A 26,414-nucleotide genomic window follows, 5' to 3' on the forward strand; every position below is an offset into this window, starting at 1 on the left:
CCCGCTTGCTGCGTTCCAAGCAATGGTTGCGATCAAACGCAAGGTTCAAGCGCCTTGGCGCGCGCTCGATAGCGGTGCAGCAAGGGCTCGGTATAGCCGTTCGGCTGATCGACGCCCTCGAAGATCAGCGCGCGTGCCGCCTGGAAGGCCAGGCTCTGCCGCTCCCGCCCGGCCATTGGCCGGTACAGCGGATCGCCGGCATTCTGCGCATCGACCTTCGCCGCCATGCGACGCAGCGCCGCGTCGACCTGCTCGGGCGTGGCGACCCCGTGGAGTAGCCAGTTGGCGATATGCTGCGAGGAGATGCGCAGCGTCGCGCGGTCCTCCATCAGCCCGACATCGTGGATGTCGGGTACCTTGGAGCAACCGACGCCCTGGTCGATCCAGCGGACGACATAGCCGAGGATGCCCTGGGCGTTGTTGTCCAGCTCGCGCTCGATTTCCTTGGCGCTCCAGTTGCGCCCCTCCGCAAGCGGCACGGTCAGAAGGTCGGTGAGCGGCGGCACCGCGGCCGGCAGCGCCCGCTGGCAGGCGGCGACATCGACCTGATGGTAGTGCGTCGCGTGGAGCGTCGCGGCGGTGGGGCTCGGTACCCAGGCGGTGGTGGCGCCGCTCTTCGGATGCGCGATCTTCTGCGCGAGCATGTCGGCCATGCGATCAGGGGCCGCCCACATGCCCTTGCCGATCTGTGCGCGCCCGGCCAGCCCGCAGTCGAGCCCGATGCGGACGTTGCGCGCCTCATAGGCGGCGATCCAGCGCGCGGCCTTCATCTCGCCTTTGGGCACCATCGCGCCCGCGCGCATGCTGGTGTGAATCTCGTCGCCGGTGCGATCGAGAAAGCCGGTGTTGATGAAGAACAGCCGGTGCCTCAGCGCATGGATGCACGCGGCGAGGTTCGCGGAGGTCCGCCGCTCCTCGTCCATCAGACCGATCTTGATCGTGTTCGGTCCAAGACCCAGCAGTCCCTCGATCGCGCCGTAGAGCCGATCGGCGAAGGCGCATTCCTCCGGGCCGTGCATCTTCGGCTTCACGACATAGATCGAGCCTGCGCGGCTGTTGCGATAGCGCCCCAGACCCCGCACGTCGTGCAGCCCGATCGCGCCGGTGACGATCGCGTCGAGAATGCCCTCCGGCGCCTCGCTGCCGTCGGGCAGCAGCACCGCGGGCGTGGTCATCAGATGCCCGACATTGCGGACGAGCAGCACCGCCCGCCCGGGCAACGTGGTACCGTCGCCCAGCACGCGATCGGGCGACAACGTGCGGGTGAGGTTGCGGCCGTTCTTCTCGAACATCTCCGCCAGTTCGCCGCGCATCAGCCCCAGCCAGTTGGCATAGCCCAGCACCTTGTCCTCGGCGTCGACCGCAGCGACCGAGTCCTCGAGGTCGACGATCGCGGTCAGCGCCGATTCGAGCAGGACATCCGCCACATGCTCGGGATCGTCGCGGCCGATCGGATGGCCGGGGTCGCGCACGATCGCGAAGTGCAGGCCGTTCGCGCCGCGATAATAGATGGTCTGCCGCGCGCCCTCCGCCGTGCTGCCGATCTCGACGGCGGACGGCAGCACCTGGTCGAGGAACGCCCGCGCCCAGGCGATCACCTGCGCACCGCGCGCCGCATCATAGCCGCCGGGGCTCGTCGCGCCCGGGACCGCATCGGTGCCGTACAGCGCATCGTACAGGCTGCCCCAGCGCGCATTGGCGGCGTTGAGCACGAAGCGGGCATTGAGCGCCGGGACCACCAGCTGCGGCCCGGCCAGCGTCGCGATCTCCGCATCAACATGGTCGGTCGCGATGGCGAACGGCGCCGGTTCGGGCACCAGATAGCCGATCTGTCGCAGAAAGGGCTCGTCCGCCGCCGCGCCGCTCGCCAGCCGCGCATCGATCGCCGCCTGGAGCGCATCGCGTGTGGCCAGCAGCGCGCGATTTACCGGGGCATGCTCAGCGAAGATCGCAGCGGCACCGGCCCAGAAGGCGTCCGCATCGATGCCGAGCGGTGGCAGCACCGCCTCCTCGACGAAGCGCACCAAGGGCGTGGCAACCTGCAGTCCGGCGCGATCGGCATAGTCAGTCAACGGAGTCCTCCTTGCGGTTCTTCGCTACACGCCTGGGGAGGGCCCGCTTTGCTTACGCGAGGCGACGCGGCGCGATCAACCCCCGTCGAATGCCGTAGCCGCCGCTTCGATCCGCGCGAGCATCGCCGCCAGCTGCACCTTCTCCTCTTCGGAGAAGCTGGCGAACAGCCGCCGCTCGAGCTCCAGTGCCTTGGGCGCGACCTGCTCGTACAGCTGCCAACCCTCGGGCGTGAGCGCGACGAGGTGCGAGCGCTGGTCGATCGGATTTGCCGCACGTGCGATCAGCCCGCGCTCGACCAGGCCGATCGCCGCGCGACTCACCGTCACCTTGTCCATGCGCGTCCGGCCGCACAGCGCCTGCTGGCTCATCGCCCCGCCCTCAGCCAAAACGGCGACGAGGCGCCACTCTGGAATGCGCAAACCGAAAAGGTTCCGATACGCGGTGGCCACCGCGTCCGACACGGCATTGGAGGCAATCGACATTCGATAAGGAAGAAAGTCGTTTAATTTCAATGCAGTCATCTAGCCCCCTAAGATCTGGTTAACCTTTACGCATGTGACAACGCTGGCAGGTTGCAATTTTTGCAATGATACCGGTAACAGTTCGCACTTGCAGCAGATACCCCTGCGGTGCAGAAAGATCGGGCCTTTCAGGCATCCTCTCCTAAGACTTTCAAAGGCCGCCCTTCGGGGCGGCCTTTTTTTTGCCCGCGTCGACACGCCGATCAATGCTCGATCGGTGCCAGCTGCCACGCCACCCCCTCCCCTGCCGCCGTCGGAGGCGGCACAAGCTGCGGGACGAGCCACACCGCCCAAGCCCCCAGCGCCAGCATCACGCCGAAGGGCAGACGGTCGCTGGCGCGCACGCGCCGCCCCGCCACCAGCATCGCCAGCACCGCCATCAGGCCGATCAGGCTCGCGGCCAGCAGCACCATCGGCAGATTTTCCCATCCGAGCCAGCAGCCGATCGCTCCGAACAGCTTGGGGTCTCCCCCGCCCAGCCCCTGCCGGCCGCGCAACACCTTGTAGCCCCGCGCCACCAGCCACAGCACCGCGAAGCCGGCAACCCCGCCGATCACGCGATCGAGCAGCGGCGCGCCTATGCCGGCCGCTCCGACGCCAAGCCCGACGACGGCGAGCGCCGCATTGAGCCTGTTCGGCAACCAGAAGGCCGCAAGATCCAGTGCTGCCAGCGCTAGCAGCAACCACCCGAACACCGCGCCCGCGGCCCCGTCGAGGCCCGGCGCGGCGAGCCCGGCGATCCCGCCGATCGCCAGCCCCACGACCTCGGTCAGCCAGTGGCTAGGCGCGATGCGTGCCGCGCAATGGCGGCACCGCCCCCGCTGCACGAGATAGCTGAGCACCGGCACGAGCTCGGCAGCACCCAATGTCGTGCCGCAGGAATCGCACGCCGAGCGCCCACGGGCGACGCCCCGTCCCTCGGGCCAGCGGATCGCGATCGTGGCGATGAAGCTGCCGAACACCGCGCCCAGCACGCCGAGCAGAATCGGCCCCCCCCAGAGTTCCAGCGGTGTCACGCGAAGGGCGCGCGCCGATCGGGGCGTCCCATCTGAAGGGGGCGGCAAGCGGTATGCACGGCGCCTTCCTGCGGGAACACCCCGGCTTTTGCAAACCCGCCGCCAACACCCTAGATCGGCGCCAAACATCATGAGAGGAACCTGCATGTCCGCCGACCCCATCGTCATCCTGTCCTATGCCCGTACCCCGATGGGGAGCTTCCAGGGCAGCCTGGCGGACGCCTCCGCGACGGATCTCGGGGCTACCGCGGTGGGCGCCGCAGTCGAGCGCGCCGGGCTGAAGGGCGAGGCGATCGAGCGCATCTATATGGGCTGCGTGCTCCCCGCCGGGCTCGGCCAGGCCCCTGCCCGCCAGGCCGCGCTCAAGGCCGGGCTGCCGCAGCACATCGAGGCGACGACGATCAACAAAATGTGCGGATCGGGCATGCAGGCGACGATCATGGCAGCCGAGGCGCTCGCCGCCGGATCGGTCGACCTGCTGATCGCCGGCGGCATGGAGAGCATGACCAACGCGCCGTACCTCTCGATGCGCCACCGCAGCGGCGCGCGGATCGGGCATGACGTGCTCAAGGACCATATGTTCCTCGACGGGCTGGAGGACGCTTATGAGCCGGGCCGGCTGATGGGCAGCTTCGCCGAGGAGACCGCCAAGGAATATCAGTTCACCCGCGAGGCGCAGGATGCCTTCGCCATCGCCAGCCTCGAGCGCGCCAAGGCCGCGCAGACCGGCGGCGCCTTCGATCGCGAGATCGTCCCCGTCGAGCTGCAGGGCCGCAAGGGCGTGGTGACGGTGGCGCTCGACGAGCAGCCGACCAAGGCCGATCCTGCCAAAATCCCGACGCTCAAGCCCGCCTTCGCCAAGGACGGCACGATCACCCCGGCCAATGCCTCGTCGATCTCGGACGGCGCGGCGGCGCTGGTGCTGGCCCGCGCCTCGGTGGCGGAGAAGCTGGGGCTTACGCCGATCGCGCGGATCGTCTCCCACGCCGCCCATGCCCATGCACCGGCACGCTTCACCACCGCGCCGGTGTTCGCGATGCGCAAGGCGCTGGAGAAGGCGGGCTGGGAAACCGGCGATGTCGACCTGTTCGAGGTCAACGAGGCGTTCGCCTGCGTGACGATGATCGCGATGCAGGAACTGGGCTTAAGCCATGACGCGGTGAACGTGCATGGCGGCGCCTGCGCGCTCGGCCACCCGATCGGCGCGAGCGGCGTGCGGGTGCTGGCGACACTGCTCTCCGCTCTCGAGACCAAGGGCCAGAAGCGCGGCTTGGCCTCGCTGTGCATCGGCGGCGGCGAGGCGACCGCGGTAGCCGTGGAGCTGATGGACTAGGTCGCGGCCTTGGCTGATCCTCGATAGCGCATGGCGACGTCGCATCGCGCATACCGTGCGCCATAGGTCGCCATGATTTCGGCATCATGCGAGAAGCCCAGCTTCTCGTAGAGGTGGATCGCCGCCACACATTGGCTGTTCGTCAGCAGATACAGCGGATCGGCGCCGAGCGCTGCTGCACGCTCAATGGCCGCATTAAGCAGGAACTCCCCTGCCTTGAGCCCCCGTGCCGACGAGCGGACACCCATCTTGGTTAGTTCGAAGCCGGTCGCGCTCGTCTTCTGCAGCGCGCACGTTCCGATAATCCCAATGCCCTTGGCCTCGACGAACAGGATCGCCCCTCCCCCATTAAGGATGCTGGCGCGCGGGTTGTCCAGGACATGTCTGTCGGTTGCTTCCAGACGGAACATGGCGCTGATCCACTCGGCGTTTATGTCGTGGAAATCACGAGCAAGCTCGTCAGAGAAGTCGCGTACGAAAAGGATTTCGGGATCGGTACGCGCTGCCAGTTGATCCAGCGGCGTCTCCGCGAGCGTATCTTCGATCTCGGTCAGCATCGCCAGCAACACATCGCTGCGCCCTGCGAGCAGGCGGTCGACTGCCTCACCCATCTGCGGCAAGACGTACATCTTCGCGCGTGCGATCGCGGCGGTTCCGGCTGGTGTCAGCGATATCGCGCGATGACGCTGATCCGCGCCCGGCTTCACCCGCACCAGGCCCATGCCGGAAAGCTGCGCCACAACCCGTGTGACGCCGGGCTGGCTCGTGCCGACCGCCTGCGCCAGCTGAGTGATCGTCAGGGTTCGCTCGTTGAGCGCAATCAGCACCGGCATCTGTGCAGGCTGCACCTCAAGCCCAGCATGCGCGAGCAGCTGCGCTGCGCCAGCCTGCATCCGCTCGCCCAAGCGCTTCAGGCGGCTGCCCAGAAAGACGGGACCTAGATCGCGGAGAACGTCACTCATGGCCACCCCATAACCGTGTATATATCCGGCTATACGATGCGTTACCGATGCCCTCAAGTTGCGCCATGCGGTCGCGTATGAACTCGCATTGGGGTTGGCCGGGGAGATTCAGTTAGAATTCGGTCCTACCGCACCGTCTCGCCCGGCTCGGTCCCCCAGATCCGCGCCTGTTCGACATAGCCTGCACGGCCACCGGCATCGAACCAGCACCAGCCGCCGCTGCATCCGCTGATCTTGCCGACCACGCCCGGCGCCGCGCGCCAGCTGATGTGCGAATCGCCCGAGGGGCTGCTGTGCAGCTCCGCCACCCCGCCGGCGACGATCGCGGTGCGCTTGTCGTCGAGCAGGTTCGCCTGCATCCAACCCTCCGCCCCATCGGGATCGCGCACCTTCACCCAGGCGCCGTAGCTGGCGAGCACCTTCACCGGCAGACCGCGCCGCTGGTAGAACCAGTTGGTGGGATAGTTGCGCCCCGGCCCGGTGCGCATCCGCGCCTTGCTCGCCTTGAGCGAGGCGTAATAAGGCGGCTTGCGCTCCGCATGCGCGGGGGTGGCCAGGGCGACGAGCGCCAGGGCTGCGATACCGATCGAGAAACGCCGCTGCTGCATGCGCCGTCTATCGACCAGCCGGCCCTGCGCTTCAACCGTTGACTGTACCCGCGCCACCGGCCAATCCTTTGCCATGGCCGATCCCAAGCGACCGTCCCGCCCCCGGGTGATCCTCACCCGCGCGCTGCCGCAAGCCAGCGAGGCGCGGATGGCGGCGCTGTTCGATTCGGTCGCCAATCCCGACGACACGCCGATGGACGCCGCCGCGCTTGCCGTTGCGATCGCCGATGCGGACGTGCTGGTACCGACCGTCACCGATCGTATTACCGCCGACCTGCTGGCCGCCGCGCCCGAGCGGCTGCGGCTGATCGCCAATTACGGCGCGGGCGTCGGCCATATCGATCTGAAGGCAGCGCGGGCGCGCGGGATCATCGTCACCAACACCCCCGGCGTGCTGACCGACGACACCGCCGACATGGCGATGGCACTGATCCTCGCCGTGCCGCGCCGGCTGGTGGAGGGCGACAAGCTGGTCCGCTCAGGCGCCTGGCGCGGCTGGAGCCCGACCAGCATGCGCGGCCATCGGATCGGCGGGCGCAAGCTCGGCATTCTCGGCATGGGCCGGATCGGCCAGGCGGTGGCGCAGCGTGCCCGCGCCTTCGGGTTGCAGATCCATTATCATGGGCGGCACCGCGTCCACGAGGTGCTCGAGCACCAGCTGGGCGCCACTTATCACGAGGATCTCGACGCGATGCTCGACGCGATCGACATCCTGACGATCCACACGCCGCACACCGCCGCCACCAACGGGCTGATCGATGCCCGGCGGCTCGACCTGCTCGGGCCCGACGCCTGGCTGGTCAACACCGCGCGGGGCGAGATCGTCGATCCGGAGGCGCTGGTGACGGCGCTGCAGGAGCGCCGCATCGCCGGGGCGGGGCTCGACGTCTATGTCGACGAACCCAGGGTCGATCCGCGGCTGATGGCGCTGGAGAACGTCGTGCTGCTGCCGCACCTCGGCTCGGCGACCTTCGAGGCGCGCGAGGCGATGGGGATGAAGGTCATCGCCAATATCCGCAGCTGGTCGGACGGGCACCGCCCGCCGGACCAGGTGTTCGAGGGGTGGTTGTGATCCATTATTTCTAAGCCCCTCCCCTTTAGGGGAGGGGTTGGGGTGGGGCAGGGTCTCGTAGAGACCGACAGGCGTTCTGGAATCCCTCCACCCCCAACCCCTCCTCCAAGGAGGAGGGGCTAGAAGTGTGTTCCTCAATCCCCGGTCAAAATCCGGTCGACCAGTTGCTTCACCGTCGGCACGAACCCGTTCGAATAGAAGGGATCGCGCTTGAAGTTGTACGCGGCGTGGCCCGCGAACATCAGGTTCTGGTCGGTATCGCCGCCATGGGCGATGTCCTGCAGCGTCTTCTGGATGCAGAAGCTGCGCGGATCGGCCAGGCGTCCGGTCGAGTTGGTCTCGGTATCCGCCCAGGACGAGAACTGGCACTGGCTGAGGCAGCCCATGCAGTCGGCCTGGTCCTTGCGGATCACCTGCTGGTCCTCGGGCGTCACGAACACCAGCGTGTTGTCCGGCGTCTTGAGCGCGCTGGTGAAGCCCAGGCCATGCCATTCGCGTGCGCGCAGCAGGTCGTTGCGGGTCACCCAGAAATTCTTGCCCTTCACGCCCACGTCGAGCTGGAAGGTGTGATCCCCCGCCGCCTCGGTCGAGTACGGAATCTGGCGCTCCGAGCGCGCTTCCAGATGGCGCAGGAACGGATTGCGCACCGCGCTGGAATAGAAGCCGGTGGGCGAGAAGCGGTGCAGCAGCACGTCGCCTTCCTCGATCTCCATCAGCTTGGCCTTCCAGCCATCGGGGATTGGGCTTTCCTTGGTGAGCAGCGGACGGGTGCCGAACTGGAAGGCGATCGCGCCCAGCTCGGGATTGTCGATCCAGTCGTTCCAGTCGCGTAGATACCAGACGCCGCCGGCCATCACGATCGGCACGCTGTCCGGCAGGCCGCCTTCTCGCATCACCTCGCGCAGCGCCTTGACGCGCGGATAGGGATCCTGTGGGGCGCGCGGGTCCTCGGCGTTGGACAGGCCGTTATGCCCGCCGGCGAGCCAGGGATCCTCATAGACCACCGCCGCCAGCCACTCCTGCGCCTTCGAATAGGCCCGCTTCCACAGCGCGCGGAAGGCGCGGCCGGAGCTGACGATCGGCAGGTAGCTCACCTCATGGTGCGCCGCGATCTCGCTCAGCTTGTAGGGCATGCCCGCGCCGCAGGTGACGCCCGCCACCATGCCCTTGGTGCGTTCCAGCACGCCCTGGAGGACGCGCTGCGCGCCGCCCATTTCCCAGAGCACGTTGATGTTGATCGCGCCCTTGCCGCCGGCGATCTCGAAGGCGCGCTTCACCTGCTCGACGGCGCCTTCGATGGCGTATTGGATCAACTCTTCATGGCGCTCGCGGCGCGTGAGGGCACGGTAGATCTGCGGGATGATCTTGCCATCCGCATCATAGCTGTCGGCGTTGACCGCGCTGACCGTGCCGATGCCGCCGGCGGCCGCCCAGGCCCCCGCACTCGCATGGTTGGTCGCTGCGACGCCCTTCCCGCCCTCTACCAGCGGCCAAACTTCACGGCCGTTGTAGCTGATGGGCGAAAGACCCTTGAACACATTGCCTCCACAAAAATTGCCGCGAGACGCTAGCCGGATTGGCTGCGACAAGCGAGTAACAAATCAACGCGGCCCGGTCTGCCCGGTCTCAGCCCAGCGCGCCCGGCCGCCCCATCGCCTGGGAATAGAGCCGCGCATAGGCCGCAACCATCTCGGCCTCGTCATACAACGCGGCAACCCGCAGCCGGTTCGCCTCGCCCAGCCGCTTCCGTTCGTCCGGATGCTGCGCCAGGATGTCGAGCCGATCCCGCAGCGACACTTCGGTGCGATCGGCCGAAAGATACGTGTGATTGGGTTCGGACACCATTGCCGCAATATCCCCTACCTGCGGAGCGACGATCGGCAGCCCCGCCGCCATCGCCTCCAGCACCGAAACCGGTGCCTGCTCGCTCTTCGACGACAGGGCGAAGATGTCGAACAACCCCAGATAGCGATGCGGATTGGCGATGAAGCCCGGCAGGAAGACCTGGTCTTCGATCGCCATCGCCTCGGCCTGGTCGAGGATCGCCTGGCGCTCCGGCCCCTCGCCCAGGATCACCAGCTTGAACCGCGACGACATGCCCGCCGCGGCGCGGACCAGCATCGGCAGGTCCTTGACCGGCCGCAGCCCGGCGAGACAGCCGATGAACACCTCGCCCTTGCGACGCTTGTCCAGCATCGGCAGCAGCGTCGGGTCGAGCTGGCCGGTGTAGCGCGCGGTCGGTACGCCATTGGCGATGCGGACCAGCCGCTCGGCCGGCTGCTTCCAGAACTTGGTGGCGACCTGCTCGAGCTTCTCGGAGGGAACCACCAGCGCATTGGCAGCGGGCAGCGCCATCCGGCGATACATGTTGCGGACGGTGCTCAGCTTCTCCGCCTCGTCGGCGTTGAACCCGTCCTCGTGGTGGATGATCGGCGGCAGGCCCTTGCCGAACACGCGCGCCGCCATCACCCCGTCGATCGCCCCCCAATTATAGGTGAGCACCAGGTCGAAGCGCCGCATGAAGCGCGCGATCTGCTCGTACCGCTTGACCGAGGGCCTGCCGGTGAGCGGCGGCGGGTCTAGCGCGATCTCGTACTTGATATGCTTGTCGATCGCCTCGCGGGCGCCGAGCTGGTCGGGCATCGCCGAGACGATGGTGTGCCGCGCGCGGTCCCCGAACGCGTTCATCAGCTGCACCGCCCGCGCTTCCTTGCCGCCGAGCGCGAAGGTGGAATGAAGATGGAGGATGTGGATCGACATGGGGGCCGGGGTGTAGCGGGCGATTGCGGCGGCGTCATCGGGGAAAGATCCTCCCCGGCCCGGGGAGGGGGACCAAGACGCGCAGCGGCTTGGTGGAGGGGGAGTGCGGCAAGGGGCACCCCTCGTGGTGAGCCCCCTCCACCACCGCCTTCGGCGGCGGTCCCCCTCCCCGTACCGGGGAGGATCTTAGCCTATCTTCGCCAGCAGCCGCTCGATCCCCGCCACCGCCTCCGGCTCGTCGAGGGTCGGCGCATGGCCAACCCGCGACACCGTCACCAGTTCGGCGCCGGGCACCCGCCCGACCATCTTCTCGGCCGTGTCGGCGCGCAGGATGTCCGAGCGCTCGCCGCGGACGACCAGCAGCGGTCGGCCGGCGAGCGCGTCGATCGTCGGCCACATGTCGGGACCCGCCTCGTTGCCCGGCACGCGAAACGGCTCGGCGATCTTCATGTCATAGTCGAGTACGATGCGGCCCTGGCTGTTCACCCGGTGGAGCCGCTTGGCCATCGCGAGCCAGTCCTCGATCGCATAGTCCGGGTACACGTCCGCATTCGCCTCGGCGACGCCGCGCGCCGCGTGCATCCAGGTCGGGTACCAGACCTGCTTGCCGACATAGGTGCGGATCCGCGCCAGCCCGGCCGGGTTCAGCTCCGGCCCGACATCGTTGAGCACCGCGCCCGCCAGCTTGCCGCCGTCGGTCGCGGCGAGCAGCATCGTCACGATGCCGCCCAGCGAGGTGCCAACCGCGACGAACTTCTCGATCTTCAGCTCGGCGAGCAGCGCCTCGACATCCTGCAGATAGACGAGCGGCACATAGCTCATCGGGTCCTTGGCATAGGCGCTCTCGCCGCGCCCCCGGAACTCGACGCACAGCACCCGCCACTCGCCCGAGAAGCGCTCGGCGAGGTCGGCGAAGTCGCGTGCGTTGCGGGTAAGGCCGGGAAAGCAGAGCAGCGGCGGACGGTCGTCGCGCCCCGGATAGTCGCGATAATGCAGTCGCAGGCCGTCTTTCGACCACCAAACGCCATCGGAGTAGTTGCGCCGATCACCCATCGCGCCCCATATCGCCGCATGGCCTTCGCTCCGCAACAGGCGATCCTCGAACTCGGGGATGGCTTCTACGATCCGGTGGCGCCCGCGCGCTTCCCCCAGACGATCCTCCGCTTCCGCAACGATCGCGCCGCCGCGACGGTGGGGCTGGAGGGGCTGAGCGACGAAGAATGGTTGGCCCATTTCGCCCGCTTCGAGCCGCTCAAGGGCAGCCTCCCCCAGCCGCTGGCACTGCGCTATCACGGCCACCAGTTCCGCGTGTACAATCCCGAGATCGGTGACGGCCGCGGCTTCCTGTTCGCGCAGATGACCGACGACATGGGGCGGCTGATGGACCTCGGCACCAAGGGATCGGGCCAGACACCGTACAGCCGCTTCGGCGACGGTCGCCTGACGCTCAAGGGCGGCGTCCGCGAAATCCTCGCTACTGAGATGCTGGAGGCGCTGGGCGTCGAGACCAGCCGCACTTTCTCGCTGGTCGAGACCGGCGAATCGCTGAACCGTGGCGATGAGCCCTCCCCCACCCGCTCCTCGGTGCTGGTACGGCTCAACCATGGCCATATCCGCATCGGCGTGTTCCAGCGCCTCGCCTATTTCCAGGACGTGGAAGGGCTGCGGAAGCTCACCGCCTATGTGCTGCGCCACTATTTCGGCGAGGAAGACGGGCCGGATGCGCCGGAGCGGCTGCTCGCCCATGTCGTCGCCCGCACCGCGCGACTGGCGGGGCAGTTCATGGCCGCCGGCTTCGTCCACGGCGTGCTCAACAGCGACAATATCAACGTCACCGGCGAGAGCTTCGACTATGGGCCCTGGCGGTTCGCCCCCAGCTGGGCGGCGAACTTCACGGCGGCCTATTTCGACCAGAACGGCCTCTATGCCTTCGGCCGCCAACCCGAGGCGATCTACTGGGACGTGATGCAGCTCGCCATTTCGCTGCGGCTGATTGCGGAGGAAGCGCCGCTGATCGCTGCGCTGGAGGGTTTCGCCCCCGCCTATCATCGCGAAGAGGCCAGGGCGGTGCTCTGGCGCCTCGGCGTCCAGCCGCGCGACGACGCGAGCGACCGCGCGCTCACCGAAGCCGTGGAAGTGGCACTCAACCAGATGGGTACGCTGCTCCACCTTTTCTATTTCGACGCGTTCGGCGGCACCCTGCCCGAACGCTATGGCGCGGAGTTCGCCGAGGTCCGCAGCCGCCTTGCCGGCTATCGCCCGCGAAAAGCCCGCGACCACGCCTATTGGCGCGGCGAGCCCTGCGCGATGCTGATCGACGAGGTCGAATCGCTCTGGTCCGCCATCGCCGAGCAAGACGATTGGGCGCCGCTTCATGCAAAGGTGAAGTCCATCCGGGTGATGGGCGAGGCTCTGGCCTAGCGCCGAGAAATCGGGCAAAGCGATCGTAACAGGGGCAACGAACCAGAAACAAGAAGGCCCATGCCGGACCAGGAACTCCTTTCGACCGAACCCGCAACCGGCGCCGTGCTCTGGCGCCACCCGATCGGGGATGCGGACACCGAAGTTGCCATCGCCCGCGCCAGCTGGGCAGCCTGGGCGGCGCGCCCGCTCGCTGTGCGGATCGAGGCGCTGCGGCGCTTCGCCAATGTCGTGCGGCAAAAGGCCGATGCCTTTACCGACCTGCTCGCCCGCGAGACCGGCAAGCCGCTTTGGGAAGCGCGCACCGAAGTGGAGACGGTGATCGCCAAGGTCGATATCTCGGTCACCAGCTATTCGGAGCGGACCGGCCAGCGGCGCATCGAAGCGCCGATGAACACGCGGCTCGCGCTGCGGCACAAGCCGCATGGCGTGCTGGCGGTGCTCGGCCCCTACAACTTCCCCGCGCACCTGCCCAACGGCCATATCGTGCCCGCGCTGCTCGCGGGAAATGCGGTGGTGTTCAAGCCGTCGGAAAAGACGCCCGCCAGCGGCGCCTTCCTCGTCGACTGCTTCCATGCCGCGGGCATCCCCGAAGGCTGTATCCGCCTGCTGATCGGCGGGCCCGACCAGGGCAAGGCGCTGGCCAGCCACCCCGATATCGACGGCCTCCTCTTCACCGGCTCGGCCAACACCGGCATCGCGCTCAACCGCCAGTTCGCCGCGCGGCCGGAAAAGATCCTCGCGCTGGAGATGGGCGGCAACAACCCGATCCTCGTGTGGAACACGCCGGACCTCTATTCGGCCGCGGTGCTGGTGGTGCAGTCCGCCTTCACCACTGCCGGCCAGCGCTGCACCGCCGCGCGCCGGCTGATCGTCGACGAGAAATTGTTCGAGCCGCTGATGGCCGAGCTCAACAAGCTGATCGGCCGGCTGATCATCGGCGAGCCGCATGCCGATCCCCAGCCCTTCATGGGGCCGGTGATCGACAACAATACCGCCGACATGCTCACCGAGAGCTTTCTCACGCTCTCCACCATGGGCGGCCGCCCGCTGCGGCACATGGAGCGGCCGATCGAGAACCGCCCCTTCCTCACCCCCGGCGTGGTCGACATGACCGAGGCGCGGGAGAAGGTGGACGTCGAGCTGTTCGGCCCGATCCTCCAGGTGTTCCGCAAGACGAGCTTCGAGGAGGCGATCGCCGAGGCGAACGACACCCGCTACGGCCTGTCCGCCAGCCTGGTGAGCCAGGATCCGCGGCTCTACGACCAGTTCTGGGCGAATATCCGCGCCGGCATCGTCAACTGGAACAAGCCGACCAACGGCGCCTCCTCGGCCGCGCCGTTCGGCGGCGTGGGCTGGTCGGGCAACCATCGGCCCAGCGCCTATTATGCCGCGGACTATTGCGCCTATCCGGTGGTCTCCTCGGAATCCGAGCAGGCGCGCGCGGCGATGGGCGTGGGGCTGCGCGACGCCTGACGTCCCGCGTTAGGCTTTTCGCAACCCTGCCGCTTAACCGCGGTTTCAGGCCCACGCCCCCATGATGCCCGCCTTCGGACGGGACAAACACATGGATTCGGGGCGCACGTCCGCGACGATCTTCAGCCTGACGCACGACCTGCCCGCACCGCGCGCGCCCAGCGCCGCGGCGGCGGACGGGCTCGATGCAGGCCAACTCGCCTGGGGCGGCGAACTGCTCGACTGCGGCATCCACTGGATCGGCCGGGCGGGCGCGCGGCTGCGCGTCGAGCGCGCGCTGGCCGAGGCGATGCCGATCCGGCTGCATCTTGGCAGCGCTGAACCGCTGATCGGCCGCACCCTCTGGTCGGACGGCAACGAGGCGGGGCTCGCCTTCGACGCGCCGGTGGACGTGCTGGGGATGGTCGCGCGCAACCTCGCTCGCGCCACCGCCGAGCGCCGCCGCCTGCCGCGTATCGAGCTGCGCCACACCGTCGGCGTGCATCGCGGCGGCGAGGTCGAGCAGCTTCGCACCCGCGACATCTCGCAAGGCGGCGTCGGCATCGAGGCGCGGGGGCTCGCCGTCGATGAGGCGGTGCAGCTGACCTTCGACGGGCTGCGTCCGCTCGAAGGGACGGTGCGCTGGATCGCGGGCGAGACCGCCGGCATCGTCTTCGCCGAGGAGCTGGGCTGGCAGACGCTCTTCCCCTGGCTCCGCGGCATCCAGCAGGCCCCCGCGCCTCAGGCCGGCGGGACCGATGCCGACGGGTTGCTGCAGGACAAGCTGGCGTTCCGCCTCGACCTGCCCGGGCGGGTGCGCGAGGGCGTGGGTTGGTGGAATTGCCGGATCCATGCGCTCACCGCCCAGCAGGTCGAGTTCGAGGCGCGCCAGGCCTTCGCGCCGGGTACGGCGCTGTGGGTGGCGCTGCCCGAGATCGGCGGCGGCCCGGCGCGGGTATTGCAGGCGCGGTCCGGCCGGACGCTCGCCGAATTCCGCATGCCGCTGCGCGACAGCGACCTGCGCCTGCTCACCGCGAGCCGCCGCGCCGGCTGAAGCCGCTTGCATCGACGCGCCGCCGCGCCCAATCGGACGCCATGGCACTTCTTCCCATTGCCGAGGCCCAGGCGCGGCTGCTCGCGCTCGCCGGCCCCACGCCCGTCGAGATGGTCCCGCTGGCGAACGCCGTCGGCCGCTGGGCCGCCGAGCCAGTGGCTGCCCTGCGCACCCAGCCGGAAACCGATCTCTCGGCAATGGACGGCTATGCGATCCGCTTCGCCGACCTGCCCGGACCTTGGGCCGTGATCGGCGAAAGCGCCGCAGGGTCTGGCTTCGTGGGCACGGTCGCGCCGGGGGAAGCGGTGCGGATCTTCACCGGCGCGCCGATGCCCGCGGGCGCGGACACCGTGCTGGTCCAGGAAGAAGCCGCGCGTGATGGCGACCAGCTGCGCCTCGCGGGCGAAGGCCCGCCCACGCTCGGCCGCAACACACGCCGCCGCGGCCTCGACTTTGCCGAGGGCGACGCGCTGATCGCGGCAGGCGAGCGGCTCACCCCTGCCCGCATCGCGCTGGCGGCGATCGGCGGCCATGCGGCACTGCCCGTCCGCCGCAAGGTCCGCGTCGCGATCGCCGCGACCGGGGACGAGCTCGTGCCGCCGGGCACGCCGATCGGGCCCGCCCAGCTGCCCGAATCGAACCGCACCATGCTCGCCGCGCAGCTCGCCGATCTGCCGGTCGAGATCGTCGATCTCGGCATCCTGCCCGACGATCTGGCCGCCCTCACCCATGCCTTCGCCACCGTCGAGGCGGACCTGCTGATCACCAGCGGCGGCGCCTCGGTGGGCGACCACGACCTCGTGCGGCCGGCGCTGGAAGCCGCCGGCGCGACGATCGACTTCTGGCGGATAGCCCTCCGTCCGGGCAAGCCGATGATGGCGGGCACGCGCGGCGACATGGTCGTGCTGGGCCTGCCGGGCAATCCGGTGTCGGTGTTCGTCACCGCCCTGCTCTTCGCCAAGCCCTTGATCGCGCACCGTTCCGGTGCCGCCGATCCGTTCCCGCGGGGCCGCACGGCGATCCTCGGCGAGCCGCTGCCGGCCAATGGCCCGCGCACCGATTACCTGCGCGCCGCGCTGATCGAGGGGCGCGTCCATGCCTCGGCGATCCAGGACAGCTCGATGCTCCGCACGCTCGCCCGTAGCACCTGCCTGATCGTGCGCCAGCCGCATGCGCCAGCCGCAAATATCTCCGACTCGGTGGAAATCCTCGACATCGCTTGACAGCGCCTCGGAACATTGCATAAACGTTCCCAGTCTGTTCTGGACCCCGGAGGATTGGATGCTCACGCGCAAGCAGCACGAGCTGATCTGCTTCATTTCCGACCGTCTTGCCGAGACGGGCGTATCGCCCTCGTTCGAGGAAATGAAGGAGGCGCTCGATCTCAAGTCGAAATCGGGCGTGCACCGCCTGATCAGCGCGCTGGAGGAACGCGAGTTCATCCGCCGCCTGCCCAACCGCGCCCGCGCGCTGGAGGTGCTGCGCATGCCCGAACGCGGCGAGCGCAAGCCTGCGGCCAAGACGCTCAAGCCGGCGAGCACCGCCGCCGCCCCTGCCTCGCTGCCCACCCCGGCCAACGACGTGGTGGAGATCCCGCTGCACGGCCGCATCGCCGCCGGTACGCCGATCGAGGCGCTCGAGGGCTCGACGATGCTGCCGGTGCCCGCCGCACTGCTCGGGGCGGGCGAGCATTATGCGCTCGAAGTCGCGGGTGATTCGATGGTCGAAGCCGGCATCCTCGACGGCGACTATGCGCTGATCCGCCGCACCGAGACGGCGCGGGACGGCGAGATCGTCGTCGCGCTGATCGACGATGCCGAGGCGACGCTGAAGTATTTCCGCAAGGAAGGGGCGATGGTTCGGCTCGACCCGGCAAACCGCGACTATACGCCGCAACGCTACCGTCCGGACCAAGTGCGCGTGCAGGGCCGGTTGGCGGGATTGCTGCGCCGCTACTGACCGTCCTCGTCGAGCCGGGCACCGGGCGGCGTCGCCTTCCTCCGCATCAGGCGGGTCATTTCGAAGGGTACGCGCCCTTGGCTGCAGCAACTTCTTCCGGCAATTCTCCTATGCTATGATCCATAGCTCAGGCGAGGCGAACGGTTGGGAGAGACGATGCGTGCAGCTCTGCTAGCGGGTATTCTGGGATTGATGATCCCTGCTCCGGTAGCGGCGCAGCAAGCCTCATTGCTGCCCGCGACCACGCCCGTGCCGCGCGCGCCGCAGGAATCCGGCGATCCGATCGTCGTCACCGGCAAGTCGGCGCCGCACCGCGCGGAGGTTCGATTGCTCACCGATGCGGTAACCCCGACGAGTCCGTGGGGCGAGCCGCTGGCACGATTTCGTGCCCCGCTGTGCGTCGGCAGCGCCGGGCTCGACCGGCGGACGCTCGAGCAAATTGGGCAGCGGCTGGCACGCAACGCGGTGGCGGCCGGCATTCCCCTCGCGGGCGCACGGTGCGCGCCGAACATCTTCATCCTGTTCGTCGATGGTGCCGATGCCGAAATCGCGCGGCTGCGGCGATCGTCGCCCGGGCTGTTCGGGGATCGGACGCCGCGCGAGATCGCGGCGCTGCTGGAAGAGCGGGGGCCGGTACGGGCGTGGAGCAACAGCGAAACCCGCAGCAGCGACGGCGACCCCATAAGCTTCCGTCGCTCGCTGATCGTTCCGATCGCGTCGATTCTCGCAACGCCGATCCGTCGGGACGTGCTAGGCGCCGTGGTGGTGGTCGAACGGTCAGCCGCCCTGGGCAAGACGACCGACCAACTGGGGGACTATCTCGCCATGCGCGCGCTGGCCGGAGTCCGTCCGCAACGGGCGCAGGGCAAGGCGACGATCCTCACCCTATTCGACTCCGCCGCATCGCCCGCGCCTGCCGCGATGACGGCGTTCGACCGTGGCTATCTCCAAGGCCTCTACGCCGATGCGCCCAATGCGGAGGCGTCCACGACCAAGAAGAGGATCGTACGATCGATCCTGGCCGCTGAAACAAGACAAGTGGACGCCGCCGACAAGTGAGGTGCGGCAGGGGCGCGACGACTGCGGTTTTCGACCGGCCCGCCCGCCGATCGCGTGGCTCTCCGCCTGCCGCATACGTCTCGCGTGCGCCGCTATGGCTGGCGAGCGGCTGCCTCGAACGCCTTCTGCGCCGCATCCACCCGGCGCGCGAGTTCGCCCGGATCGACGAACGCCTCGGCATCGCCCGCAAGTTGCTTGGCGCGCTTGGCGGCGAGATCGAACTGCTCGGCGTGGAAGCTGAGGAACACGTCCGCCTGCGTGGCGCGCAGCTTGGCGAAGGTGGCGCGGAAATCGGCGGGTGCCGCGTCATAGCCATGGCCCGGCGTCAGCGGCTGGTCGGCGACGCTGAGGCTGCAGGCGAACAATACTGTCAGGCTGTCCCCGCCCGAGGGCACCTGCATCGTGAAGCTGGTGCAGCCCTTGGTGTGCCCCGGCGTCAGATGCGCGACCAGCGTGTTGGTGCCGAGCCGGATCTCCTCGCCGTCCTTCAGCTGGCCGTCGACCTTCACCGGCGGCGCGGCGATGCTGATATCGGGGCGATAGTCGGACTTGCCCGCCTCCAGCGCCGGGGTGTCGGCCGCGCTCGCCAGCAGCCGGGCGCCGGTGCGGCGCTTGAGCTCGGCCAGGCCGCCCTCATGGTCCCAATGCGCGTGGTTGATCAGCAGGATCTTCACGTCGCCGAGCTTGAATCCCAGCTTCTCGATGTTCGCGGCGATCAGCGGCGCGCTTTCGGGCATGCCGCCGTCGATCAGGATGTGCCCCTGCGGGCTGGTGATCAGATAGGCCGAAATGCCCGCGGTGCCGACATAGTGGACATTGCCGAGGATCCGGAACGGCGCCATGGTCTGATTCCATTCGGCGCGGGTCTTGGCCCAGTCGGTGCCCTGCGCCAGCGCCGGGGACGCGAGGCCAAGTGCCGAGGCCGCAAGCAGAATCCGGATCATCGTCGATCTCCCTTCGCGGCGCTGAATGGGGGCTGGACGGTGGGCGGGTCAAGCCATGGCTGGTGCGCCGCCGCGTGCACGGTGCGGACCGCCCCACCCGCGAACTCCACCGCGACCCCACCGGTGGCATCGAGCACCCGCCGGTCGAGCCGCAGCCAGCGGGGCTTGCAGGCACGCGGCAGCCGCCGTTCGCTCACCACGATGTCGCTCGACGCGCAGACCGCGACCAGTTCGCGCCACGCCACGGGATAGACGCTGCGCGTAGCCGCGACGCGCCAGCGCCGCCCGCCCTGTACCACCTCCGCCACGCAGACATCGGGGCTGCACCGCGCATCGGGCCGCTCGGCGAGCGCCGCCAGCGCATCGGCCTCCACCCCGCCATTCTCGCCGAGCACCTGCCGGGTGAAGTCGCCCGCGCGGTCGCGCAGCAGCGCGAGACTGCCGTCCGCCATGCGGAGTGCGACGTGCCGCCCATCCCCGGTGACCAGAAGGTCCGGGCCGGGCGTCGCCAGCGCCCACAGCCCTCCGGCGAGCAGCGGCACCAGCCCCGCGATCCGCACCCGCGTCCGCCACAGGCCCAGCCACAGCCCGCCGAGCACCATGCACGCGAAGGCGCCCGCGGGCATCACCGGCAGCGCCGCGACCGATCCGGGCGCGCTCGCCACGCTGTGCGCGATCCACAGCAGCAGCGCCATCGCCTTGCCGGTCAGCCACCAGAAGGGGGCTCCTATCCCGATCAGGTCGCCCAGCAACGCCAGCGCCTCGAGCGGCATCACCACGAAGGTGGTGAGCGGGATCGCGGCGATATTGGCCACCGCGCCGTAGATGCCGCCCTTGTGGAAATGGAACAGCCCGATCGGCATCAGCGCCAGCTCGACCAGAATGCCGGTGAGCAGCAGCGATCCCGCCCCGCGCGTGATCCGCCGTGCCAATCCCTCCTCGCGCGCCTCGAACCAGCGGCGCATGTACGGGCTTTCGTGCAGCGCGACGATCGCGGCCACTGCGGTGAAGCTCAGCTGGAAGCTGGGGCCCGCGAGCGACTCCGGCCACAGCAGCAGCACCACCATCGCGCCAGCGGCGACCAGCCGCAGCGTCAGTGCCTCGCGCCCCAGGCTGAGCGCCACCAGCACCAGCAGCGCGGCGACGCAGGAGCGGATCGTCGGCACCTGCCCGCCGGTGAGCCAGGTATAGCCGATCGCCGCCAGTGCCCCCGCCCCCGCCGCAACCAGCGGCAGCCGCACGCGCAGTGCCAGCCATGGGCTCAGCGCGAGCAGCCGCAACACCACCAGCATCGCCGCGCCGGTGACGGCGGTAACGTGCAGGCCGCTGACCGACAGCAGGTGCGCCAGGCCGGCGCGCCGCATCGCCTCGCTGTCGTTCTCGGAAATCGCGCCTTCGTCGCCGGTGGCGAGCGCACTGGCGATGCCGCCTGCACTGCCCGGCAGCCGCGACTCGATATGCGCGGACAAGGCGGCGCGCAGGTCCTGCCCGGCCTTGGGCGGCGCCCGGAGCAGCGTTACCGGGTCGAGCGCCTTGCCGGTAGCGCCGATCCCGTCGAACCAGGCGACCCGCCGGAAATCATAGGCCCCAGGCACCGATGGCCCCGGTGGCGGGACCAGTCGCGCCCGCAACGCCACCAGCGCGCCCGCCACGAGCCCGGGCGGCACCGCCGCCGCGTCTACATTCACCCGCAGCCGCGGCGGCAGGTCGGCGCGGCGCACCGGCGCGAGCACCAGCCGCACCAGCCCTCGCGCCGGGCGCGACTCGACCCGCAGCACGGCGGCGTCGAACTGCGCCACCTGCGGCCGCGCCAGCACCGGCGCGGCGCAATGCTCGGCTCGCCACCAGATCGCGCCGCAGCCCGCAGCGACCAGCAGTCCGCCCACCAGCATGGCCCGCCCGCTTCGGCCGCGAAGCACGGCGCCGAAACCCGCCACCCCCAGCGCGGCGACGACGAAGCCGATCCATTGCCGTGGTCCGGCAAGCAGGAACCAGCCGCTGATTCCGGCCCCGAAGGCGATCGGCACCCACAGCGGCAACTGGCCCCGCTCTGCCTCCAGCCAGCGCTCCACCACCCCCCATACGCTGGTAGGTCGCTTGGGGAATCGCCACCAGCCCCCCAAGGGAAGGCTGGACATCCCCGGGTTCGGGGCTGCAGCGGCGGGACTGGCCATGGCGCGAAAGACTGCGGACATACGCGCAGGTGCGCAACAGAAGAAAACAGCGTACCGCGCAGGCAAACGCCCGAGCCACGCATGATCTTCCCATCTGCACACCATATTGGCTCAAATCTTCGGAGAGAGTGAACCGCTACGGTTTTCTTGCGGTGATCGTCGGATGTCGGGCACCGGGGCGCGAACACGGGGAGGATATTGGCTCCGTCCAACGACGAGTCGGGATAGGTAATTTGCACCGCAGCATAGGTGCAAATCGGTGTTCCGTTCGGATTTTCCAGCGTTGCGCCCCCTCTCCGGCCCTTCTTTTTCGCATGCGCGCACGTACATTGGACGAAGCGGCAAGCGCTCTGCTAGAGGGCGAGCCGCGCCCCCGCGCTCCTCGGTTGCATCCCGCGCTTGACGGATTGGTAACGTGGGATACGGAGGCACTCGAAGCGGCGGTACGCACCGTCGCGGACGAAGCGGGCGGGAAGCCGGCGACCTGGGGAAGCCGCTGCGTGCGGCGTTAACCGGCCGCCGACCTTCTCCGGCTAATTCCGGCGCCCAGGCGACGCCGGGAACCGAAGGGCCTCTCCCCGCTTCGCAGATCAGATGCGTACGCCCGCCTGAAAACGGGTCGAAGGAAAGGACGACTACATGAGCGATACCGCCAAACTGCAGATTGCGGGGAAAGACGTAGAATATCCGGTCCTCAAGGGCAGCACCGGCCCGGACGTCGTCGACATCCGCAAGCTCTATGCGCAGACCGGCGCCTTCACCTACGATCCGGGTTTCACCTCGACCGCGAGCTGCGAGTCGGGCCTGACCTTCATCGACGGCGATGAAGGCGTGCTGCTCCACCGCGGCTACCCGATCGGCCAGCTGGCCGAGAATTCGAGCTTCATGGAAGTCTCGTACCTGCTGCTCAACGGCGAGCTGCCGACGCAGGACGAGCTTACCAAGTTCGAGAGCACGATCACCCGCCACACCATGCTGCACGAGCAGCTGGCGACCTTCTATCGCGGCTTCCGTCGCGACGCGCACCCGATGGCGGTGATGTGCGGCGTCGTCGGAGCGCTTTCGGCCTTCTACCACGATTCGACCGACATCACCGATCCGACGCAGCGCATGATCGCGTCGCACCGCCTGATCGCCAAGATGCCGACGATCGCAGCGATGGCGTACAAGTACAGCGTCGGCCAGCCGTTCCTCTATCCGAAGAACGACCTGAGCTACACCGGCAACTTCCTGCGCATGACCTTCGGCGTTCCGGCCGAGGAATATGAAGTGAATCCGGTGGTAGAGAAGGCGCTCGACCGCATCTTCATCCTCCACGCCGATCACGAGCAGAACGCCTCGACCTCGACCGTGCGCCTCGCCGGTTCGTCGGGCGCCAATCCGTTCGCCTGCATCGCGGCCGGCATCGCCTGCCTGTGGGGCCCGGCGCATGGCGGCGCCAACGAAGCGGCGCTCAACATGCTGCACGAGATCGGCCGTCCGGAGCGCATCCCCGAGTTCATCGCCCGCGCGAAGGACAAGAACGATCCGTTCCGCCTGATGGGCTTCGGCCACCGCGTGTACAAGAACTACGATCCGCGCGCTACGGTCATGCAGAAGACCGTGCGCGAAGTGTTCGCCTCGCTCAACGTTTCGGACCCCGTGTTCGAGGTGGCGCTGCAGCTCGAGGAAATGGCACTCAAGGACGACTACTTCGTCGAGAAGAAGCTGTTCCCGAACGTCGACTTCTATTCGGGCGTGATCCTGTCGGCGATCGGCTTCCCGACGACGATGTTCACCGCGCTGTTCGCCCTAGCCCGCACCGTCGGCTGGGTGGCGCAGTGGAACGAGATGATCTCGGACCCCGAGCAGAAGATCGGCCGTCCGCGCCAGCTCTACACCGGCCCCACGCAGCGCGACTACGTGCCCGTCAGCCAGCGCTGAGCGTTGCGTCCGGGGTTCGCCCCGGACCAGGCTTGGAAAAAACGGCGTCCCGCATCCGCGGTGGCGCCGTTTTTCTTTGGCCCGCGCCCGCTGGACAGGCGCATGCCCTGCGCGCATCGTGCCGCGATCACGCCTGCACGTGACGGAGGACCGTCGATGATCCGTCTGGCACTGCTGCTTGTCGTCCCCCTCCTAGGCGCCTCTACCCTGCAATCGTCGCAGACACGGCAGACCATGGCGCCGCCGGACATCGCAGACGACGAAATCGTCGTTACCGGCACGGTACCGCGCTGCTGGCCGCGCACGGACGATCCGCAGGACGCAGTCGACCGGGACGCGGGCACGGGACCGCGTGGTCGCCAGCTGATCTGGCGCGACGTCACCAAGCAACGTTATGCGCTCGTGCCGGACCATTTCCCGACCGCCGATCCGATGCTCTGGCAACGGGCCGGCGTGAGGCTGAAGGACTTCGTGTTTCGCGTGCCCGAGGATGGCGAAAAGGTCTGTATCGGCGCGCGGAACCGGTTCGGCGGCGGCGTCGCGCAGTTGCGGCGCGGCTTCGACGCCAGCCCCTATTGGGGTAGATATATGATCCTCACCGCCAATGTCGCCGCCCGGAAGGCAGGCCGCGTCGACATGTGGATCGCCGCCGGTGCCGAGGACCCTCGCCCGATCGATCACGCCAATCTCGGTCGGGACATCGTCGCGGGCGGCTTCAAGCAGGTTCCCATCTCCGGCGACTTTGCCTGGAAGCGGGTGCGGTTCCTGATCGGCCCGATCCCCTGCATGGCGGCGCAGATCAGCTATGGTATCCAGTTGCAGGACGGCGGCGATGCCTGGATGGCGCGACCGCGCTTCGTCGAGGTGCCGGAGGAACGGCTCTCGCCGTCGATGCGGCGGGTGTTGCATGGGGCGGCGATGTTGTGGGCCGATCCGATCTGCCGCTACCAGCTGCAGAACGCGCCGCTCTACACCTTCGAGGGCAAGCGTCCCGTTCTGCTGGCCCCGGGCTCGCCGGTATATCCCAGAATGCGCATTTCCGCACCGCAGCCCAATGGCGCGCTCCGCGGCGTCGACTATCGCGCGCGCTTCGCCCCGGGCATCATTGAATTTTGACGTCCCGATGGGCGGAGACGGCAGGCTTCAGCCCGCCGCCTGCCGCTCCACCACCCGCAGCGGCGGACGCGCGCCGATACCGAACATCCGCAGCGCGGTGCCGGCGACGAAGCGGGGGAACTCGCGGCGCTCGACCGGGGCGTCCAGCCCCTCGGCCTGCAGCGCCCAGAGCCGCTGGAACGCGCCGCCCGCGCGCAGCAGCGACAGCGGAGCGCCGTCCTCGACGATCCGGCCATGCTCGACGACGATGACGCGGTCGAAGCCGACCACCGTGGACAGGCGATGCGCCACCGCGAGCACGGTGCGATGCGCCATCAGAGCATCGAGCGCCTGCTGCACCTCGATCTCCGAGCCCGTGTCGAGCGCCGAGGTCGCCTCGTCGAGCAGCACGATCGGCGCCTTGCTGAGGAATGCGCGGGCGATGCCGATGCGCTGGCGCTGGCCGCCCGACAGGTTGGTCCCGCGCTCGCCGACGATCGTGTCATAGCCCTTGGGCAGCAGCGCGATGAAGCCCGCGCAGTGCGCCGCCTCCGCCGCCGCGCGAACCTCGGCATCGGTGGCTTCGGGGCGGGCGAAGCGGATATTCTCGAGGATCGAGCGGTGGAACAGCAGCACCTCCTGCGGCACCACGGCGACGGCCTGGTGCAGGCTGTCCTGCGTCACCTGGTCGATCGGCTGCCCGTCGATCAGGACGCGTCCCGCCTGCGGATCGTGCAGGCGCTGTACGAGTTGGAGGATCGTCGACTTGCCGGCACCCGAGGGGCCGACGATGCCGATCTTCTGCCCGGGTGTGACCTCCAGCGATAGGTCGTGCAGCACCGGGCGACCGGGATGATGCCCGAAGGTGAGGCCCTCGATGCGGACCTCGCCCTCGGTTGCCTGCAGCGGCACCGCGTCGGGGGCGTCTTCCAGCGCATGGGGGGCGCCGACGATCTCCAGCGTCTCGCGCAGATAGCTGAACTGCTGGCTGGTATCGATCAGCGCCATGGCGAGATCACGCGAGCCGTTGAGCATGCGGAAGGTCATCGCGCTGACGACGACGACGTCGCCCGCGGTGATGCCGCCGGCGATCCAGCGCTCGACCGCCCAGACCAGCGCGCCGCCGACCAGGATGACCAGCGCCACGTCGTGGAGGACGCGGATGCGCTCGACGAACATCCAGCCGCGCTTCTGCGCCGCCGCCTCGGTCTGGAAGAAGCCGGCGAGCCGCTCGGACTCGCGACGCCGCGCGCCGAACGACTTGATCGCGGCGATGTTGCCGACCAGATCGACCAGCTCGCCGCCGCTCTCACTGGCGGCGCGGGCGAAGGCCTTGTGGTATTTGTCGCCGCGCATGCCGAGGAAGACCAGGCCGGTGCTCGCCGCGACGAAGATGCCGGTGATCGCCACCGCCATCCGCCAGTCGATCGCGAGGAAGATCAGCAGCGCGCCGCCGAACGCGATCAGCGGCGGCGTGATCTCCATCAGGATGCGGTGGGTGAGCGCCTGGAACGAGCCGGTCAGCGCGCCGACGCGGTGCCCCAGCGAGCCGCCGCGCTGATTCTGGAAGAAGCCGATATGGTGGCCGGTCAGATAGTGGAACATGTCGAGACGGATACGCACGCCGCTCGCCACGGTGATGTTGCACAACAACATCGCCGCGCCGCGAACCAGCCCGTTCTCCAGCGCCACAAGGCCGACAAATGCGGCGAGCGCGAAGTACACGGCGGCGTGCGAGGGCGCCGCGACCGTCATCGAATCGATCAACAGCTTCATCGCGTACTGCACGCCCACCGCGCTGGAGGCGCCGCCCACGACGAGCAGCGCGAGCAGCGCGAAGGCCAGCGGCCGCCGCGTGACATAGTGGAGCAGGAACCGAGCCGGGCTCTTCAAAAACGGCATGTCGTTCCCCTTCGGGTTTTCCGGGCGCTGCATTGCAACAATCATGCGACCGAAAAGACCCATCGGGCCATGAACCCTGGGTG

The 26,414-nt window shown here is 68.6% G+C and carries 21 protein-coding genes; 10 read left to right on the forward strand and 11 right to left on the reverse strand.

Annotated elements, in window-relative coordinates; all coding sequences use genetic code 11:
* Positions 1–32: 32 nt before the first annotated feature.
* From ABIC65_RS04125 to ABIC65_RS04135, 3 genes are all read right to left on the reverse strand, one after another.
* A complete protein-coding gene (locus ABIC65_RS04125) occupies positions 33–2,072 on the reverse strand; it encodes a malate synthase G (RefSeq protein ID WP_354306962.1) in 2,040 nt (679 codons plus the stop codon).
* Between the two features lie 75 nt (positions 2,073–2,147).
* Entirely contained in the window at positions 2,148–2,594 is a 447-nt protein-coding gene (locus ABIC65_RS04130; RefSeq protein ID WP_354306964.1) for a MarR family winged helix-turn-helix transcriptional regulator, read from the reverse strand.
* A 203-nt stretch (positions 2,595–2,797) separates the two neighbouring features.
* Complete coding sequence (locus ABIC65_RS04135; protein WP_436286712.1) at positions 2,798–3,601, reverse strand: prepilin peptidase; 804 nt, start codon at positions 3,599–3,601, stop codon at positions 2,798–2,800.
* A 154-nt stretch (positions 3,602–3,755) separates the two neighbouring features.
* Between ABIC65_RS04135 and ABIC65_RS04140 the strand changes: the two genes are divergently transcribed.
* Complete coding sequence (locus ABIC65_RS04140; RefSeq protein ID WP_354306968.1) at positions 3,756–4,943, forward strand: acetyl-CoA C-acyltransferase; 1,188 nt, start codon at positions 3,756–3,758, stop codon at positions 4,941–4,943.
* On the opposite strand, the gene ABIC65_RS04145 is transcribed toward ABIC65_RS04140, so the two are convergent.
* Both ABIC65_RS04145 and ABIC65_RS04150 read right to left on the reverse strand, forming a co-directional pair.
* Positions 4,940–5,905, reverse strand: coding sequence for a bifunctional helix-turn-helix transcriptional regulator/GNAT family N-acetyltransferase (locus tag ABIC65_RS04145; RefSeq protein WP_354306970.1), 966 nt, complete (start codon positions 5,903–5,905; stop codon positions 4,940–4,942). The two genes, ABIC65_RS04140 and ABIC65_RS04145, sit on opposite strands and share 4 nt — an antisense overlap.
* A 125-nt stretch (positions 5,906–6,030) precedes the next feature.
* Positions 6,031–6,513 (reverse strand): SH3 domain-containing protein, encoded by a 483-nt coding sequence (locus ABIC65_RS04150; protein WP_354307777.1) that lies wholly within the window; start codon positions 6,511–6,513, stop codon positions 6,031–6,033.
* Positions 6,514–6,586: 73 nt separating this feature from the next.
* Between ABIC65_RS04150 and ABIC65_RS04155 the strand changes: the two genes are divergently transcribed.
* Positions 6,587–7,585 (forward strand): 2-hydroxyacid dehydrogenase, encoded by a 999-nt coding sequence (locus ABIC65_RS04155; RefSeq protein WP_354306972.1) that lies wholly within the window; start codon positions 6,587–6,589, stop codon positions 7,583–7,585.
* 134 nt (positions 7,586–7,719) lie between these two features.
* Here the strand turns inward: ABIC65_RS04155 and ABIC65_RS04160 are convergent, their stop codons facing one another.
* The 3 genes from ABIC65_RS04160 to ABIC65_RS04170 all read right to left on the reverse strand — a co-directional run bounded on the left by ABIC65_RS04160 (position 7,720) and on the right by ABIC65_RS04170 (position 11,398).
* Positions 7,720–9,123, reverse strand: a complete 1,404-nt coding sequence (locus ABIC65_RS04160; protein WP_354306974.1) for an NAD(P)H-dependent flavin oxidoreductase — start codon at positions 9,121–9,123, stop codon at positions 7,720–7,722.
* A gap of 88 nt (positions 9,124–9,211) precedes the next feature.
* A complete protein-coding gene (locus tag ABIC65_RS04165; RefSeq protein WP_354306976.1) occupies positions 9,212–10,345 on the reverse strand; it encodes a glycosyltransferase in 1,134 nt (377 codons plus the stop codon).
* A 186-nt stretch (positions 10,346–10,531) separates the two neighbouring features.
* A complete protein-coding gene (locus ABIC65_RS04170) occupies positions 10,532–11,398 on the reverse strand; it encodes an alpha/beta fold hydrolase (protein WP_354306978.1) in 867 nt (288 codons plus the stop codon).
* Between the two features lie 18 nt (positions 11,399–11,416).
* Here ABIC65_RS04170 and ABIC65_RS04175 point away from each other — a divergent pair, with 18 nt between their 5' ends.
* The 6 genes from ABIC65_RS04175 to ABIC65_RS04200 all read left to right on the forward strand — a co-directional run bounded on the left by ABIC65_RS04175 (position 11,417) and on the right by ABIC65_RS04200 (position 18,293).
* Positions 11,417–12,766: a protein adenylyltransferase SelO family protein gene (locus ABIC65_RS04175; RefSeq protein ID WP_354306980.1), complete on the forward strand. Its 1,350-nt coding sequence runs from the start codon at positions 11,417–11,419 to the stop codon at positions 12,764–12,766.
* 60 nt (positions 12,767–12,826) lie between these two features.
* Entirely contained in the window at positions 12,827–14,242 is a 1,416-nt protein-coding gene (gene astD / locus ABIC65_RS04180; RefSeq protein WP_354306982.1) for a succinylglutamate-semialdehyde dehydrogenase, read from the forward strand.
* 91 nt (positions 14,243–14,333) lie between these two features.
* Positions 14,334–15,275: a PilZ domain-containing protein gene (locus tag ABIC65_RS04185; protein ID WP_354306984.1), complete on the forward strand. Its 942-nt coding sequence runs from the start codon at positions 14,334–14,336 to the stop codon at positions 15,273–15,275.
* 41 nt (positions 15,276–15,316) lie between these two features.
* Positions 15,317–16,498, forward strand: a complete 1,182-nt coding sequence (locus tag ABIC65_RS04190) for a molybdopterin molybdotransferase MoeA (RefSeq protein WP_354306986.1) — start codon at positions 15,317–15,319, stop codon at positions 16,496–16,498.
* Positions 16,499–16,556: 58 nt separating this feature from the next.
* Positions 16,557–17,234, forward strand: a complete 678-nt coding sequence (lexA, locus tag ABIC65_RS04195) for a transcriptional repressor LexA (RefSeq protein ID WP_354306988.1) — start codon at positions 16,557–16,559, stop codon at positions 17,232–17,234.
* A gap of 156 nt (positions 17,235–17,390) precedes the next feature.
* Positions 17,391–18,293, forward strand: coding sequence for a hypothetical protein (locus ABIC65_RS04200; protein ID WP_354306990.1), 903 nt, complete (start codon positions 17,391–17,393; stop codon positions 18,291–18,293).
* Positions 18,294–18,385: 92 nt separating this feature from the next.
* On the opposite strand, the gene bla is transcribed toward ABIC65_RS04200, so the two are convergent.
* Complete coding sequence (gene bla, locus ABIC65_RS04205) at positions 18,386–19,237, reverse strand: subclass B3 metallo-beta-lactamase (protein WP_354306992.1); 852 nt, start codon at positions 19,235–19,237, stop codon at positions 18,386–18,388.
* Complete coding sequence (locus ABIC65_RS04210; protein WP_354306994.1) at positions 19,234–21,309, reverse strand: ComEC/Rec2 family competence protein; 2,076 nt, start codon at positions 21,307–21,309, stop codon at positions 19,234–19,236. The genes bla and ABIC65_RS04210 overlap by 4 nt, the downstream gene beginning before the upstream one ends.
* 741 nt (positions 21,310–22,050) lie before the next feature.
* Here ABIC65_RS04210 and ABIC65_RS04215 point away from each other — a divergent pair.
* Together ABIC65_RS04215 and ABIC65_RS04220 are read left to right on the forward strand one after the other, a co-directional pair.
* On the forward strand, positions 22,051–23,334 hold the full coding sequence (locus ABIC65_RS04215; RefSeq protein WP_093295578.1) for a citrate synthase: 1,284 nt from the start codon (positions 22,051–22,053) through the stop codon (positions 23,332–23,334).
* A gap of 156 nt (positions 23,335–23,490) precedes the next feature.
* A complete protein-coding gene (locus tag ABIC65_RS04220) occupies positions 23,491–24,450 on the forward strand; it encodes a hypothetical protein (protein ID WP_354306996.1) in 960 nt (319 codons plus the stop codon).
* A 27-nt stretch (positions 24,451–24,477) separates the two neighbouring features.
* Here the strand turns inward: ABIC65_RS04220 and ABIC65_RS04225 are convergent, their stop codons facing one another.
* Positions 24,478–26,331, reverse strand: a complete 1,854-nt coding sequence (locus ABIC65_RS04225; RefSeq protein ID WP_354306998.1) for an ABC transporter ATP-binding protein — start codon at positions 26,329–26,331, stop codon at positions 24,478–24,480.
* Positions 26,332–26,414 lie beyond the last annotated feature (83 nt).

The organism is Sphingomonas trueperi (assembly GCF_040545665.1).
GTDB classification, from domain to species: domain Bacteria; phylum Pseudomonadota; class Alphaproteobacteria; order Sphingomonadales; family Sphingomonadaceae; genus Sphingomonas; species Sphingomonas trueperi_B.